Origin of the sequence: Phyllobacterium pellucidum (genome assembly GCF_013327855.1) — a bacterium.
Taxonomy (GTDB): Bacteria; Pseudomonadota; Alphaproteobacteria; order Rhizobiales; family Rhizobiaceae; genus Phyllobacterium; species Phyllobacterium pellucidum.
Window position 1 is genome coordinate 155,860 of sequence record NZ_JABUMX010000007.1, and the last position, 15,435, is coordinate 171,294.

The following is a 15,435-nucleotide window of genomic DNA, read 5'->3' on the forward strand; positions in this document are numbered from 1 at the left end:
TCGATGCGCCGGGCAGGAGGGGTGAACAACGCAAATGAGCGAAACAGTGGAAAAAGACCCCACTGAGAAAACCAAAAGGGCTCGCGTGACCACCCGCCGCAAGCGGGTCAGCAAACGCGTGACCATGACGGATATCGCCCGTGCGGCGGGATGTTCGCAGGCGACCGTCTCATTCGTGCTCAACAAGACTCCGGGTATCAAGCTCGCCGCTGAGACGCGCGAGCGCGTCATCGAAGCTGCGCGCACCCTCGGGTATGCCGCGCCGAGCTTTGCTCACATGGAACCTGGCGAGGCCCATATCCCCCGCATTGAAGGCAAGATCGGGTTCGTGGTCGATCAGCTCGCCACAAGCCCCGAGGCCGTCGTCGCCATTGAGGGTGCGCGGCAGGCCTCATGGAATGCTGGCAATATCATCCTTGTTGCGCAGACGCTGAATGATCCGGAAATGGAGCCACGCACCATCCATGCCCTGCGCGAGCAAGGTATATCGGCGCTCATCTACATGGCGATCTTCACCCGCGAGGTGGTGCTTCCCAAGGCGGTCTATGAACTCGACGTGCCGGTCATACTCTTGAACTGCTACTCGGCCGATCACGCCTTTCCCGCCGTTGTGCCCAGCGAAATTGCCGGCGGCCAGCATTCGACCCGCCACCTCATTCACCATGGCCACCGCCGCATTGGCACGATCACTGGCGAACCGTGGATGGAAGCGGCCAAGGATCGCCTGAAAGGTTACAGGCGCGCCCTTGCCACGGCCGACATTCCCTTCGACCGGCAACTCGTCATCGAAGGCGACTGGTCGGCAAGTGCGGGCTATGCCGCGACGCGAAAACTGCTTGAGCTCGATGACAGGCCGACCGCCATTTTTTGCCAGAACGATCGCACCGCCATCGGCTGCTATGAAGCCCTGAAGGAAGCCGGCTTGCGCATTCCCGAGGATATTTCCGTTATCGGCTACGACGACGAGGAAATTTCGCGGCATCTGCATCCGCAGCTTTCCACCTCTGTTCTGCCGCATCGCGCCATGGGCCGTTGGGCAATCGAGCAACTCGACAGCTATCTTCACAACCCGGCCAAGCGCTATCCGGTGACGAAGCTCGAATGTCCGCTCGTCGAGCGACTGTCGGTGACCGATTGTGCTGACCGGAAAGCCGCATATCGCTAGGCCTCGGATTTTCTCTTCACATAGTCGCTTCGATCGATGCCGTGCCGTTGCAGTTTATCGTAAAACGTCTTGCGGGGTATGCCGAGCGCTTCAATTGTCGTTCGCACATCACCATGATTTGCTGAAAGGGCATCTCTAATGAGTTTCGCCTCGTACTTTTCCATGGTCTCAGGCAAGCTTTTCGGGTTAGGCGCCTGACTGGGTTTGACATCGGAAACATCGTGGAGGCCAAGCGCCATCCGCTCAGCAAAATGCGCAAGCTCGCGCACATTCCCCGGCCAGTCGTGCTCCATAAGCCGCGAGCGAATCGCAGTGGTAAATTCCGGCGGTTCCGATTTGAAACGAGCGGCCGCGCGGTTGAGAAAGTGCGTGAAGAGAAGCGGGATATCGTCCTTTCGCTCGCGCAAAGGCGGAATAGAGACAGTGACGACGTTCAAACGATAGAACAGATCCTCACGAAAATTGGCTCGCTGCTCGGGACTGCCAAGATCGACCTTTGCGGCAGCGACCACCCTCAGATCAACGGAGCGGTGCTCGTTGGTTCCGAGCGGCGCAACCTCGCGCGTCTCCAGAACCCGCAGCAATTTAACCTGCGTCGCAAGCGGCATGCTTTCGATCTCGTCGAGGAATAGCGTGCCGCCGCTCGCATGTTCGATACGCCCGACGCGTTTCTTCTGGGCCCCCGTAAACGCTCCCGCCTCATGGCCAAACAATTCACTTTCAATGACCGTATCGGGTAGGGCCCCGCAATTGAGCGCGACGAAATTTCCTTGCTTGCGGCGGCTCCATTCGTGCAACAGGCCGGCGGCCACATCCTTGCCGGTACCGGTTTCGCCGGCGATCAGTACATCGACATCGGCGTTGGCGACATGGCGTAACGTCTTGCGCAAATTCTGCATGACCGGGGTCTGGCCGAGCAGAGGCATCGCCTCGTCGGACGATTCGAGTGCCAGGCGCAATTGGCGGTTCTCGATCACCAGCCGCCGTTTCTCCAACGCACGCCCTATGCTCTGCACCAGGCGCTCGGCGGCAAAAGGTTTCGCGATGAAGTCATAGGCTCCTTGGTGCATGGCCTCGACCGCCATTTCGATATCTCCATGCCCGGTGATGAGGATAACCGGCAGATCCGGATCGACTGCGCCCAACCGGCGGAACAGTTCGAAGCCGTCCATATGCGGCATGCGCACATCCGTGACGACGATACCCGGGAAATCCGGCGTCAGAAACCGCAGCGCGCTCATCGCATCGGCAAAGGGAGCGACATTGAAACCGGCAAGTTCCAGCGTCTGGCGATTGGCGTTGCGCAACTCGTCATCATCATCGACAAAAGCAACCGTTGGCTGGATATCCGTCATGCGACCCTCGGCAAATGCACAGTGAACGTCGTCCCGCCCGAACTCGATACGACTTCGATACGGCCTCCATATTCGGCGACGATGTCATGACAGATGACCAGCCCCAGGCCGAGGCCACGCTCCTTCGACGTGTTGAACGGCGTGAACATCGCCTGCATGATGACGTCCGGAATACCGGGGCCATTGTCAGAAACAATGAGCGCAACTTCGTCTTCGTTCACCGCATAGCGCAGATTGATACGGCTTTTTGGCCCACCTTCCGTCGCCTCGAGGGCGTTCTGCATGAGGTTGATAAGTACCTGTTCGAGCCGGATGCGATTGCCGTTCACCTTGATTTCGGGAGGCGGGATGTCGGTCGTGATGTGTCCTACCGTCTGGCGAAACCGGCTACCGAGCAGAAGCATGGCACCATCGATGATGTCGCAGACGGCGATTCGGCCGGTGTCGCCCGTGCCCTTGCGTGAAAATGTACGCAGTTCATCCGTGATGCTGCCTATCCGTTCGGTGAGCCCGGCAATCGATGCGAGATTTGCCTTGGCGGAATCGTACTGCGTGCGGTCAAGAAAGATCTGGGCGTTGTCGGCATAGGCGCGGATCGCGGCGACAGGCTGGTTGATCTCATGAGCGACGCCGGCTGTGACCTGCCCGAGGATGGCGAGGCGGTTTGCCTGTACAAGTTCCTGCTGAACCGTTTGGAGCTTTGCTTCCGTCTTCTGCCGCTCTTCCGATTCCATGACGAGTTCCGCGTGGGCGGCGCTGAGATCGGCCGTGCGTGCGGCCACCCGGCGCTCAAGCTCGATCCGGGCCGCGTCCTGTTCGCGGGCCCGGCGCAGTGCAAGGCCCCGTCGTCGCATGACAAATGCCGCCAGTCCGGCCAACGGGGCGAGCACGAGCAGTGCGAGAGAAAGCGCCGTGCGGGTTGCTTCTGCCACGGCGGCTGTCGATGGCGTTAACAGCTGCAACGTCCAGTTGGTGGTTGGAACCGCAGCTTCGACACGCACGAACTCCGCGCTCTTGGTCGCGCCGGGCAGGCGCGCCGCCACGATATCAGGCTGGCTTTGCGGCAAAGCAGGAATGACATTAAGGGGCTCCAGCGGCGCATCGCCAAACTGGAGACTTTCGCGCAGCGGCCGCTTCTGGTCGGCGGGAACCGCCTCGCGAGTCATGAAGCGCCATTCAGGGAAACTGGTGATCAGGACGATGCCGCGTTGGTCGGTGACAAAGGTCGGGTCGCTGTTTTTGCGCCAATCGGTTTCCAGTTCATCGAACTCGACCTTCACGACAATCACCCCGAGGAGACCGGAAGGACCATCGATCCGCTTGGAAATATAAAGGCCTGGGCGCTTGCTTATGGTTCCAAGTGCGTAGTGCTCGGCGCTGCCGTTTTCCACCGCCCGCGTATAATAGGGACGGAAGCTGTAATCGATGCCGACGAAACTGGTGGGTTCGCGCCAATTGCTCGCGGCAACCGCAAGGCCATTGGCATTGAGAAGGTAAATGACGGCCGCCCGGGTTCCGGGAACGAGGCTTTCGAGCCTGCCGCTAATCAGCTTGAACATGCTCTCACTGCCCGACGACAGGGCGCTGAGAACGTCACGGTCTTGCGAAAGCACCAGCGGCAGGGACCGCTGCTTTTCAAGCACGGTCCGCAAGAGGACGGCGTTAAGTTCGGCGCTGCTTTGTGCGCGAGCCCGCAGCGAGTCATAGGCACGCTCGCGACCATAGCGCGCCGCGCCAAAAAGGCACACGCCGATCAGGATCGCCGCAACGACGGCGAAAACATATTTCGCCACAGGCTTTGACTTGCCATAGGCGTCGACAGGGCCGATTTCGGAAGCGTGCTCCATTTTTCCATCTGTGCATAAATCCGCACAAATAACAATAATGTCGTGCGAAACTTCGCACGGACCCACGACAACCCATTTTTAGGTGCAAATAATATCTTTTGTTTTCAATGCTTTATTAATTTCCACGAAACTGGCACGACGCTTGCAAAACCAAATCTCAAGGCATGGACCATTCCAGCCCTAAACGAGCCTCGGGAGGCTGACAGGCTTTTCTGCCAGACGCGGCTCATACCATGGAGGAAGTCATGAGTCCTGTGACAATCAACACAGCGCCGCAGCCATCGCGCGGCAAGACACCAATTTACGCCCATCTCTATTTCCAGGTCATCGTTGCGATCACCATCGGCATTCTGCTCGGCCATTTCTATCCGGAAATCGGCACGAGCATGAAGCCGCTCGGCGATGCTTTCATCAAGCTCGTCAAGATGATCATCGCCCCTGTCATTTTCCTGACGGTCTCCACCGGCATCGCCGGGATGAGCGATCTGAAGAAAGTCGGCCGCGTCGCCGGCAAGGCAATGATCTATTTCCTTACGTTCTCGACACTTGCGCTCATCGTCGGCCTTATCGTTGCCAATCTCGTTCAGCCGGGCGCGGGCATGAATATCGATCCGGCGTCGCTCGATGCAAAGGCAGTGGCAACATATACGCAGCAGGCGCATGAACAGAGCGTCGTCGGGTTCCTCACCAATATTATCCCGACAACGATCGTCGGTGCGTTTGCCTCCGGTGACATCCTGCAGGTCTTGTTCTTCTCGGTTCTTTTCGGCGTGTCGCTGGCAATGGTTGGCGAAAGGGCAGAGCCGGTCACCAACTTCCTGCAGGCCCTTGCAGCCCCGATCTTCAAGCTGGTTGCGATCCTGATGAAGGCCGCCCCCATCGGCGCTTTCGGCGCGATGGCCTTTACAATCGGCAAATACGGCATCGGCTCGGTCGCCAATCTGATCATGCTGATCGGAACCTTCTATCTGACCTCGCTGCTCTTCGTGTTCTTCGTCCTTGGCGCCGTCGCCTGGTATAACGGCTTCTCCATTCTCGCGCTTATCCGCTATATCAAGGAAGAACTGCTTCTGGTCCTCGGTACGAGTTCGTCGGAAGCGGCATTGCCGACACTTATGGCCAAGATGGAAAAGGCCGGCTGCAAGAAATCCGTCGTTGGCCTGGTCATTCCCACCGGCTATTCCTTCAATCTTGACGGCACCAACATCTACATGACCCTGGCGGCCCTGTTCATCGCCCAGGCGACCAACACACCGCTGACGCTTACCGACCAGGTGCTTCTGCTGCTCGTTGCCATGTTGAGTTCGAAAGGCGCTGCCGGCATTACCGGGGCGGGCTTCATCACCCTTGCTGCCACCCTATCGGTCGTTCCCGCGGTCCCCGTTGCCGGTATGGCACTCATCCTCGGCATAGATCGCTTCATGTCCGAATGCCGTGCCCTCACCAATCTCGTCGGCAATGCAGTTGCCACGATCGTAGTTGCCCGGTGGGAAGGCGAGTTCGACAAGAACCAGTTTGATCTCGCCCTCAACTGCGGCTTCAGCGAAGACGAGGCACTCGTCCCCGCGGAGTAATACTACCAGCGTCTCGAAGCGAAGGCGGGCTCAAGGGCCCGCCTTCTCATTTGTCGGACAGTCGCTCGCGCCATTCCGCGGCATAGGCCAGGAATTCTTCGTCAAGGGGCTCAACCATAACGCTTGACTGTTGAAGATCGCATGTGGCGCCGGCGAGCAACGCGGCTCCGAGGCTTGTACCAGTCGAGCCTGGCAGCGCAATGATCTCGCGGCTGGTAAGCGAGCGCAGCGCCGAGAGGTAAACGCCGTTGCGCGAAAACGGGCCCTCCACGACAGTCGGCCCCGAAGCGCCGATCAGTCCAAGGCAGGTATGCGTCATCAAGGCGGCATAGAGCGAAGCTGCGGAATTTCGCTCCAAGCTATCGGAAGGTTCCCCGTTCGGCCAAACGGCTTTGCGCTGCGGGAAGGGGCCGGACCCATTGACGACGCCCGGCAAAATCATCAGCCGTCTGTCCACAACATCGCGCAGCGTACCGGCATCGGGTTCGCGCTTGTCGCCTGCGGTGAGAATGTCGAATTCGCGCCCGCCCATGAACCGAGCGGAAGGCACGGCATGGCCGTTGGCATCGACATTGGCGAGCGTGTCCCGGTCAGGATCAAGGCGGTCGAGCTGCCCGCCGACAGCAAACGAAACGACCCAGGTTCCGGTCGATACGACCGCGAAGGGCGATTTTCGGGTCATAAGGTGGGGAAGCAGCGAAGCGTTGGAATCATGAATGCCGCAATAGACCGGGATAGCCCTGTCGCCGCCGATCTTACCTGCGACAGCGGGCGCCAAATTGCCGATCCGCTCAAAGGCCGAGCGAATGGGCGCCATCAGATCACGAATACCCAAGGTATCGACGAGGCTCGAATAGGCATTTGCCTGCGGATTCCACAGATCCGTGTGACAGCCGAGCGAGGTAACCTCGTTGGCGGCAATTCCCGTCAACCGCCACACCCAATATTGAGCATAGGTGAGGATCGTGCGCACCTTGGCGAAGGCTTCAGGAAACTCGGTCTTCTGAAAATGTACCTGCGCACCGACATTCAATCCTCCGGAGAGAAGCGGGGAACTGGTCTTCGCAAAGGGCGGGCGCAGCTTCCTGTAAGCGGAGCGCACGCTTTCCGGGTATTCATATTCGTAATCGATCACCGGCATGGCCAGCGCATCATCGCCGAGCAGCGCCGCCGCCGCCCCGTGTGTTGTAACGGAAATCGCATCGACACTCGGCGCCTTAACGAAACTTGCCAGTGCGCCCACAACAAAATCCCAGAGCATATCTACATCGTAATGCGGATATGGGCCCTCGCGGATGACGGTGTTGGCGACGCTGCGCGCCGCAATCTCGGCTCCGGTCGCGGCATCGACGACCACCACTTTGGCATTGGTCTTGCCGATATCGAGGACGGCTATGTTGTGGCGCGACGTCATGGCATATGGAAAAGGCAGACAAGTTCGCTCTGCACCGGCGAGTTGTCCTCATTGGTCGCCATGATGTCCGCCATATGCGCCCACCACTTCTTCATGACCGGATGATCGGGCAAACCTTGCATTCCGTGATCGCTCGGACGCGTAAAGACACCAAAGAGCGTGTTGGATTCGCGGTCAAGGTGAATCGAATAGTCGCTGACGCCCGCATCATGGAGAAGACTGGCGAGTTCCGGCCAGATCGCATCGTGGCGGCGTCGATACTCGGCTTCCATGCCAGGATTGAGGTGCATCTTGAAAGCGTATTTTTCAAGCTCGCTCATGCTGGCTTCCTGCGTCCCAACCGGCGGATGATGATCGGCAGGGTAATCGTTGTGATCAGCAGCAACCCGATGAAGATCGACATGACGATGCCGGGCACATTGAGGAGCCCTAGTCCGAACGTCACGAGCCCCATGACGAAGGCTGCGATAACGACGCCGCCAATCGTTCCCGAGCCGCCGAGGATCGAGACGCCGCCAAGAACGACCATGGTGACGATCTCGAGTTCCCAGCCTTGCGCGATCGAGGGGCGTGTCGATCCAAGACGCGAGGTCAGGCAAACGGAAGCAATTCCCGCCATGAGACCCGTCAACAGGAACAGGGTGAATTTGATGCGCTCGACATGGATGCCGGAGAAACGGGCCGCGAACTCGTTGTTGCCGATCGCATAGATGCGGCGACCGAAATTGGTCGCGTGCAGGACGACTGCGAAAATCACGGCAAGCACGCCAAAAAGAAAAAACTCGAAGGAAATGACCCAGAACACATAGCCCTGGCCGAAATAGGCGAACGAAGGTGGATAGCCGCCATAGGCCTGATCGCCAAGCACGATGTAGGCGATGCCGCGAAACAGGCTCATCGTGCCAATGGTCACGACAATGGACGGCAACCGCAGTCCTGCCACGAGAATACCGTTGATGAGGCCGCAGCCGAGGCCAATGCCAATGCCGATGAGGACGAGTCCGGGAGTGCCGATGCCTGCCTGCGCCGCCGCGCCCATGGCGGTAGAGGCGAGGGCGATGATTGCGGCCACCGAAAGGTCGATCTCGCCGGAAATGATCAGCAGCGCCATGGCAAAGGCGACCATGGCTTTTTCAGTGAAGTTGAAGGTCGCGTCCGATAGGTTCCATGCGTTGAGGAAGTAGGGCGAGGCGAAGGCATTGGCGATGAAGATCAGTACCGCCACCATGAATAGGAGCGCTTCCCAACTCGCGAACAGCCGCGTCGTGGATGTGCCGAGGCGATCGGGAATCTGTCGTCTTTCGGAAACCGCGCTCATGCTGCCACCCCTATCTCTTCTGATGCACCGCGATCGCGCAGGATGATGCGGCCCCGGCGGCGTTCCTGGCGCGCGTTGAATATGACGGCGGCAATAATCACCGAACCCGAAATCGCCATCTGGGCGAAGGGCGATATGTCGATGACCGGCAGCGCATTCTTGATGACACCGAGAAACAGAGCTCCGAGCACCGCGCCCGCTACGGTTCCGATGCCGCCAAGGGTCGAGATTCCGCCGATGACGCAAGCTGCGACCGTATCGAGTTCGAAACCGGCAGCGATATCGACATAGGCCACCGCATAGCGCGATACCCAAAGATAGGCGCAGAGCCCGGCAAGCGTGCCGGAGATCACGAATGCATAGAACCGCGTCCGCCCGACATCGATGCCTGCATAGACTGCTGCCGTGGGGTTGCCACCGGAAGCATAGATAGCGCGTCCGAGGAATGTGCGCGACATGATGAGATACATGATGCCGACTATGACGATTGCCGTCCAACCAAGAAGTGGCAAGCCGAGAAAGAGCTGCCGCGGCGTCTGCAGGAAGGGCTCGGTCATCTGGTGAGCGTTAACCCAGGCGCCTCCTGAAAGGACGAACGCCATGCCGCGATAAATCGTCAGGGTTCCAAGCGTGACGACAATCGACGGGATACCCAGCTTCCAGACGAACAGACCGTTGATTGCACCAAGGACAGCGCCTATGCCGAGAGCCACAAGCACGATGGCGGCGAGCGGCAAATCGGGATGAGCCGCATTCAACATGCCGACCGCCATGCCGGTAAATGCCACGTTGGCGGCAACGGAAAGGTCGATCGACTTCGTCAGGATCACCGTCATCTGCCCGAGCGCGAGAATAATCAGGATCGATGTATCGTTAAAGATGTTCGCAAGATTTGCGGGGCGGGCAAAGCCGGGTGAGCGCGTGGAAAATGCTGCGACGAGAATGGCGATGACCACCACCAGCAGCATTTCGCGATATTTGAACAACTGTCTGATCATTTCACGCATTCCCGGTTGCGGCTCGAACCAGCGTCTCGGCATTGAGGTGGTTTCGCTCGTAAATGCCCGCCGAAAGCCCTTCGCGCATGACGAGCACACGGTCGGACATGCCGAGGATTTCCGGCAGCTCAGAGGAAACCATGATGATACTGAGGCCTTCGCCGGCGAGCTCGCTGATGAATGCGTGAACGGCCGCCTTCGACCCGATGTCGATACCCTTGGTCGGCTCATCAAGGATGAGGATCTTCGGCTGTGTCGCCAGCCATTTGCCTATGACGACCTTCTGCTGGTTGCCGCCCGAGAGCGTTCCGACAGGAACAGAAAGCGCCGCGGCGCGAAGATCGAACCGTTCGGCGTATTTCCTGGCAAGCGCGAACTCCTCTGACGCGCGCAAAAAGCCGGAGCGCGACGTGCGCGTCAGCGAAGGCAGCGATATGTTCTGGTAGATCGGCAGTTCCAAAACCGCGCCGTGACGGCCGCGCTCTTCGGGAACGTAGACGATACCAGCCTTGATCGCCTCGCCCGGAGAGCCGATCGTGATCTCTTCGCCATGAAGCCGCAGTTTGCCGCCGGACGGCCTGGTCACGCCGAACAGGGATTGGCAGATCTCCGAACGGCCGGCACCCACCAGGCCATAGATGCCGAAAATCTCGCCTTTCCTCAGCGTGAAGGTGATATCGCGAAATTCCGTCGGATGCGTGTAGTTCTCGACGGATAGCACCGCTTCACCGAGCGGAATTTCCACCTTGGGAAAGGCATGCTCGATGGATCGGCCAACCATCAGCCGCACGATCTCGTCCTGCCCGGTGCCGGCGAGCACGCCGCTGCCGACAGCCTTGCCGTCGCGGAACACCGCATAGTTGTCGGCGATTTCATAAACTTCGTCGAACTTGTGGCTGATGAAAAGAATCGCCTTGCCCTGTCCCTTCAGCCGCCGAACGATCTGAAACAGATCATCGACCTCCTTGCGCGATAGTGCCGCCGTCGGCTCGTCCATGATGACGATGCGAGCTTCGACGGAGAGTGCCCGCGCAATCGCCACGAGATGGCGCTGTGCGATCGAAAGATTCTTCAGGCGGGTGCGTGGATCGATATTGCTTTCAAGCGAATGCAACAGCGCAAGAGCCCGCGCATTGACGGCTTTCCAGTTGACGAAACCGAGCCTGGTCTTCGGCGCGTGGCCGAGAAAGATGTTTTCGGCCACCGACAATTCGTCGAAGAGCACCGTCTCCTGATGGATCGCCGTAACGCCGAAATCGATGGCGTCCTGCGCATTGGTGAAGCTGACGGCATCGCCATCGACGCGGATCTCGCCTTCATCAGACTGGTAAATCCCGGTCAGAATTTTCACCAGAGTCGACTTGCCCGCACCATTCTCGCCGATCAGCGCCGTCACCTTCCCCGCATAGAGGGCAATGTTGACGTCGTTGAGTGCCTTGACGCCGGGAAACGACTTGGAAATTCCGCGCATTTCGAGAAGCGGCGTCTCCAAGCGTTGATCTGACATGGCAATCTGGTTCATCGAGCATTCCGAGAGTGAAGGAATGCCCGGCAGACGTGCTGCCGGGCGGGGGGCAGTGTCGAAAATCAGAAGATTTTCGAGAACTGGTCGATGTTCGTTGCGTTGTAGACGAATGGATCGGCCATGGCGGCTTCGCCGTTCTCGCCCACTTTGATCTTGCCCATGCGGCCGGCATCGATCTCGCTGCCGGGCGCTCCGTCCGTCTCGCCCTTGACGAGGCGATAAGCGATTTGCGTGGCTGAGTAGCCAAGGTCGATCGGGTTCCAGATGGCGAATTCCTTGGTAACGCCCGACTTGATAGCGCCGGCCATCTCCGAAGGCAGGCCGAGGCCTGTGACATAGACATCGCCGATCTTCTTGGCATCAGCGACGGCCTGCGAGGCCGCAAGGACACCGACCGTTGTCGGCGCGACGATGACCTTCACGTTCGGCTGGGAGGTGAGGATGCCCTGTGCTTCGCGGTAGCTCTTGTCGGAAAGGTCATCGCCATAGACGGTGGTAACGAGGTTGAGGCCCGGGAAGTTCGGCAACTGCTTTTTCATCTCGGCAATCCAGGTGTTCTGGTTGGTCGAGGTGGTGGTTGCCGAGAGAATGGCGAAATCACCCTTGCCGTCCTTCAGATGGTTGGCGGCGAGTTGCAGGCACATCTTGCCAATGAGTTCGTTGGATGACGGATTGAGGTGCATGATGCGGCCATCCTTGCCGACAGCCGAGTCCCAGGAAATAACCTTGATGCCGCGGGCCATGGCCTTCTTCAGTGCCGGCACAAGCGCATCGGGGTCGTTAGCCGAGACAGCGATGGCGTTCACATTCTGCGCGATCAAAGCGTTGATCACCTCGATCTGGCCTTCCGCCGTGGTCGAGGTCGGACCGGTATAGATGACTTCGACGCCGCCGAGTTCCTTGGCAGCTTCCTGCGCGCCCTTGTTGGCAGCTTCGAAGAAGCCATTGCCCAGCGATTTGACGACCAGCCCGATCTTTACCGTATCGGCGGCCTGCGCCTGCGTTGCGAGCATGGCAACGGCGAATGCCGATCCCAGTATGAGTTTCTTCAATAGTTTCATTGTCTGTCCTCCCAGAGTTTGAACCATGCGTTGGATAGTGACCGCTACGCCCTCAAGCGACCGAAGCGGAATTTCGTGACTTGTCCTGATTGACCTTGGCGACGATCAGCTGAATGCCAGCATCCTCCACCATTTTCCGGTCAGCATCGGTAATGCCGTCATCGGTGATGATGGTCGCCACCCGTTGCAACGGACACAGGATCAGGCTGGAACGGCGCGAAAACTTCGTCGAATCGACCAACAGCACCAGATCGTCGGCCTGGTTGATCAGCTTCTGCTCGCCCTGGATGATAAGCGCATCGGATTCCATGACGCCGAACGGACCAACGCCCTGCGCGCCCATGAACATGCGTTTTCCGTAGAAGTTGCGGGTCACGTCATTGTCGAAAGGCGACAGGATGATGCTCTGCTCGCGGTAGATGGCGCCGCCCGGGACGATCACGGAACTTTTGGAGTTCTTCACCAGATGTTCGGCAATGGCAAAAGAATTGGTCATGACCTGCAGCCGTCGCGACGCGAGGAAATGCACCATCTGGAAAGTGGTGGTGCCACCATTGATGATGATGGCGTCCCCTTCCTCGCACAACGCCACGGCCTCCCTGGCAATGGCACGTTTCTTGTCCGCGTTTTCGGATTCCGAGACATGGAAATGTCGACCTGCGAGCGGCGTCAGTTGCGGCGGATGGACGGCTTCGGCGCCGCCACGCACACGGCGCAGCTTGCCCTTGACGTGAAGCGAAGCGATGTCACGGCGGATCGTTGCCTCTGACGCTTCCGTCAGATCGGCGATGTCCTGAATGGTGATGACCGGCTTTTCCTGAACAGCGCTCAAGATGATGCGGTGGCGCTCACGCTCGTGCATTCGTCGTCTCCTCCTGCCAAGATTTATTGCGCAAAGTTGTGATCAGTGTCAATCAACTTCAATCAAATAATTTCATATTGCACTGCACAATGATGCTAATATGATTGGATTTGATTGTTTATGATTGACAATAAAACCGGTTGTGCTCCATAGCTAAAGGAAATCGCGGCGCTGGCAAATCGAGCCAGACCGGCAATTGACCTATCGGGAGGCGAATATGGCAGACAGGGTCCAACTTCTGGAAAACCGCTGGGACGATGCAAAAGCAGCCGGGCTCGATGAGCCTGGCAAATTGCTCTATCGCTCCAATCTGCTCGGCGCCGACAAGCGCATTACCAATTACGGCGGGGGCAATACCTCGGCTAAAGTCAGCGAAACCGATCCTCTGACGGGCGCGACCGTTGAAGTCCTGTGGGTCAAAGGTTCGGGCGGGGATGTCGGCACCATCAAGCTCGATGGCTTCGCGACGCTGTATATGGACAAGCTGGAATCGCTGAAGTCGATCTACAGGGGCGTCGAGGATGAAGACCGCATGGTGGGGTTCCTACCACACTGCACATTCAACCTGAACAGCCGCGCCGCATCGATCGACACCCCCTTGCATGGTTTTGTGCCATTTAAGCACGTCGACCACATGCATCCCGATGCGATCATCGCCATTGCCGCCTCGAAGAATTCGCGCGAACTGACGCAGGAAGTGTTCGGCGACGAGATCGGCTGGCTGCCCTGGCGCCGTCCCGGATTCCAGCTCGGTCTCGATCTCAGCGCCTATGTTGCCGCCCACCCCAATTCCAAGGGAGTCGTGCTCGAAAGCCACGGGCTTTTCACCTGGGCCGATGATGCAAAAGAATGCTACGAACTCACGCTCGATATCATCAATAAGGCAATCGTCTGGCTTGACACGAAGTCGGAGGGACGCAAGACTTTCGGCGGTGAAGCCGTCGCGAGCCTCGATAAGCCAATCCGGCGCGCAATTGCAGCGCGTCTGATGCCGGAGATACGCGGTAAGATCGGGGTTTCGGAGCGCAAACTCGGCCACTTCGACGACCAGCCCGCCGTTCTCGAATTCGTCAATTCGCACGATTTGCGCCCGCTTGCGGCGCTTGGAACAAGTTGCCCGGACCATTTTTTGCGCACGAAAATCCGTCCGCTGGTGCTCCAGTTCGATCCCGCCAATCCGGATGCGGATGCCGTCGTTGCTTCGCTTGACCAGGCGCTCGAAGACTACCGCACCGACTATGCGCGCTATTACAACGCGTGCAAGCATGCAAATTCGCCCGCCATGCGCGATCCCAATCCGGTGATCTTCCTTATTCCGGGCGTCGGCATGTTGTCCTTTGCCAAGGACAAGGCGACAGCACGCATCGCCGGCGAATTCTATGTCAATGCGATCAACGTGATGCGTGGCGCATCTTCTGTGTCCGAGTACCAGGGGCTTTCCGAACAGGAGGCCTTCGACATCGAATACTGGCTGCTCGAGGAAGCAAAGCTGCAGCGGATGCCCAAGCCGAAATCACTCGCCGGTCGCGTCGCCTTCGTTACCGGAGGCGCCGGCGGCATCGGACGTGCGACGGCGGAACGCCTGCTCGGGGAGGGCGCCTGCGTGATGCTCGCGGATATCGATCAGGAGGCGTTGAAGCTCGCCCATGACGATTTTGCCAAGCGCTATTCATCTGATGCCGTGCGCAGCGTTCCCTTGAATGTGACTGACGAGGCCGGTGTCATCGCCAGCTATGCGGAAGCGGCCGTGGAATTCGGTGGTGTCGATATCCTGGTCTCGAATGCCGGCATAGCCTCCTCGGCTCCGATTGAGACGACCGAACTTTCGATGTGGAACCGCAACATCGACATTCTGGCGACGGGTTATTTCCTGGTCTCGCGCGAAGCTTTCAGGCTGTTCCGGCGGCAGAAGCTCGGCGGCAATGTCGTGTTCGTTGCCTCGAAGAACGGTCTTGCGGCTTCGCCGAACGCCAGTGCCTACTGCGCCGCGAAAGCCGCCGAGATACACCTTGCGCGCTGCCTCGCCCTTGAAGGCGCGGAGGCAGGAATCCGGGTCAATACCGTCAATCCCGATGCCGTGCTGCGTGGCTCGAAAATCTGGAACGGGGAATGGCGCGAGCAGCGTGCGGCTTCCTCGAACCTTCAGGTGGACGAACTCGAAGAGCACTATCGCAAGCGCTCGCTGTTAAAGCTCAACGTGCTGCCGGAGGATATTGCCGAGGCCGTATACTTCCTTGCCTCGGACGCGGCAGCCAAATCGACGGGCAATATCATCAACGTCGATGCCGGCAACGCCCAGAGCTTCACGCGTTAGGA

General features: G+C 58.8%; 12 protein-coding genes. 3 read left to right on the forward strand and 9 right to left on the reverse strand.

Annotated elements, in window-relative coordinates; genetic code table 11:
• The first annotated feature begins 34 nt into the window (after nt 1–34).
• Nucleotides 35–1,165 carry a LacI family DNA-binding transcriptional regulator gene (locus HQ945_RS21130; protein ID WP_162737303.1) on the forward strand — a complete coding sequence of 377 codons (1,131 nt, stop codon included), beginning with the start codon at nt 35–37 and terminating at the stop codon, nt 1,163–1,165.
• Here HQ945_RS21130 and HQ945_RS21135 read toward each other — a convergent pair.
• On the reverse strand, nt 1,162–2,520 hold the full coding sequence (locus HQ945_RS21135; RefSeq protein WP_113282286.1) for a sigma-54-dependent transcriptional regulator: 1,359 nt from the start codon (nt 2,518–2,520) through the stop codon (nt 1,162–1,164). The two genes, HQ945_RS21130 and HQ945_RS21135, sit on opposite strands and share 4 nt — an antisense overlap.
• On the reverse strand, nt 2,517–4,367 hold the full coding sequence (locus tag HQ945_RS21140; protein ID WP_113282285.1) for a sensor histidine kinase: 1,851 nt from the start codon (nt 4,365–4,367) through the stop codon (nt 2,517–2,519). Before HQ945_RS21140 ends, HQ945_RS21135 begins: the two co-directional genes overlap by 4 nt.
• A 245-nt stretch (nt 4,368–4,612) precedes the next feature.
• Between HQ945_RS21140 and HQ945_RS21145 the strand changes: the two genes are divergently transcribed.
• Entirely contained in the window at nt 4,613–5,941 is a 1,329-nt protein-coding gene (locus HQ945_RS21145) for a dicarboxylate/amino acid:cation symporter (protein ID WP_113282284.1), read from the forward strand.
• A 46-nt stretch (nt 5,942–5,987) separates the two neighbouring features.
• Here HQ945_RS21145 and HQ945_RS21150 read toward each other — a convergent pair whose 3' ends face one another.
• The 7 genes from HQ945_RS21150 to HQ945_RS21180 form a co-directional block, all read right to left on the reverse strand.
• The gene (locus HQ945_RS21150; RefSeq protein ID WP_113282283.1) at nt 5,988–7,355 is read right to left on the reverse strand and encodes an FGGY-family carbohydrate kinase; all 1,368 of its coding nucleotides are present in this window, start codon (nt 7,353–7,355) and stop codon (nt 5,988–5,990) included.
• Nucleotides 7,352–7,675 carry an L-rhamnose mutarotase gene (rhaM, locus tag HQ945_RS21155; protein ID WP_113282282.1) on the reverse strand — a complete coding sequence of 108 codons (324 nt, stop codon included), beginning with the start codon at nt 7,673–7,675 and terminating at the stop codon, nt 7,352–7,354. Before rhaM ends, HQ945_RS21150 begins: the two co-directional genes overlap by 4 nt.
• Nucleotides 7,672–8,673 carry an ABC transporter permease gene (locus HQ945_RS21160; protein ID WP_174208477.1) on the reverse strand — a complete coding sequence of 334 codons (1,002 nt, stop codon included), beginning with the start codon at nt 8,671–8,673 and terminating at the stop codon, nt 7,672–7,674. The genes rhaM and HQ945_RS21160 overlap by 4 nt, the downstream gene beginning before the upstream one ends.
• A complete protein-coding gene (locus HQ945_RS21165) occupies nt 8,670–9,668 on the reverse strand; it encodes an ABC transporter permease (protein ID WP_027233149.1) in 999 nt (332 codons plus the stop codon). Before HQ945_RS21165 ends, HQ945_RS21160 begins: the two co-directional genes overlap by 4 nt.
• Before the next feature lie 4 nt (nt 9,669–9,672).
• Nucleotides 9,673–11,193: a sugar ABC transporter ATP-binding protein gene (locus HQ945_RS21170; RefSeq protein ID WP_174208478.1), complete on the reverse strand. Its 1,521-nt coding sequence runs from the start codon at nt 11,191–11,193 to the stop codon at nt 9,673–9,675.
• Nucleotides 11,194–11,258: 65 nt separating this feature from the next.
• Nucleotides 11,259–12,257, reverse strand: a complete 999-nt coding sequence (gene rhaS / locus HQ945_RS21175; protein ID WP_091924972.1) for a rhamnose ABC transporter substrate-binding protein — start codon at nt 12,255–12,257, stop codon at nt 11,259–11,261.
• A gap of 52 nt (nt 12,258–12,309) precedes the next feature.
• Complete coding sequence (locus HQ945_RS21180) at nt 12,310–13,119, reverse strand: DeoR/GlpR family DNA-binding transcription regulator (RefSeq protein WP_091944812.1); 810 nt, start codon at nt 13,117–13,119, stop codon at nt 12,310–12,312.
• Between the two features lie 217 nt (nt 13,120–13,336).
• Here HQ945_RS21180 and HQ945_RS21185 point away from each other — a divergent pair, with 217 nt between their 5' ends.
• A complete protein-coding gene (locus HQ945_RS21185; RefSeq protein ID WP_174208479.1) occupies nt 13,337–15,433 on the forward strand; it encodes a bifunctional rhamnulose-1-phosphate aldolase/short-chain dehydrogenase in 2,097 nt (698 codons plus the stop codon).
• Nucleotides 15,434–15,435 lie beyond the last annotated feature (2 nt).

Bases quoted from the DNA above. Each gene is read 5' to 3' on its own strand.
- HQ945_RS21180 (WP_091944812.1), bottom strand. From the start codon at position 13,119: ATGCACGAGCGTGAGCGCCACCGCATCATCTTGAGCGCTGTTCAGGAA.
- HQ945_RS21160 (WP_174208477.1), bottom strand. From the start codon at position 8,673: ATGAGCGCGGTTTCCGAAAGACGACAGATTCCCGATCGCCTCGGCACA.
- HQ945_RS21185 (WP_174208479.1), top strand. From the start codon at position 13,337: ATGGCAGACAGGGTCCAACTTCTGGAAAACCGCTGGGACGATGCAAAA.
- HQ945_RS21170 (WP_174208478.1), bottom strand. From the start codon at position 11,193: ATGAACCAGATTGCCATGTCAGATCAACGCTTGGAGACGCCGCTTCTC.
- HQ945_RS21135 (WP_113282286.1), bottom strand. From the start codon at position 2,520: ATGACGGATATCCAGCCAACGGTTGCTTTTGTCGATGATGATGACGAG.
- HQ945_RS21150 (WP_113282283.1), bottom strand. From the start codon at position 7,355: ATGACGTCGCGCCACAACATAGCCGTCCTCGATATCGGCAAGACCAAT.
- HQ945_RS21140 (WP_113282285.1), bottom strand. From the start codon at position 4,367: ATGGAGCACGCTTCCGAAATCGGCCCTGTCGACGCCTATGGCAAGTCA.
- rhaS (WP_091924972.1), bottom strand. From the start codon at position 12,257: ATGAAACTATTGAAGAAACTCATACTGGGATCGGCATTCGCCGTTGCC.
- HQ945_RS21145 (WP_113282284.1), top strand. From the start codon at position 4,613: ATGAGTCCTGTGACAATCAACACAGCGCCGCAGCCATCGCGCGGCAAG.
- HQ945_RS21130 (WP_162737303.1), top strand. From the start codon at position 35: ATGAGCGAAACAGTGGAAAAAGACCCCACTGAGAAAACCAAAAGGGCT.
- rhaM (WP_113282282.1), bottom strand. From the start codon at position 7,675: ATGAGCGAGCTTGAAAAATACGCTTTCAAGATGCACCTCAATCCTGGC.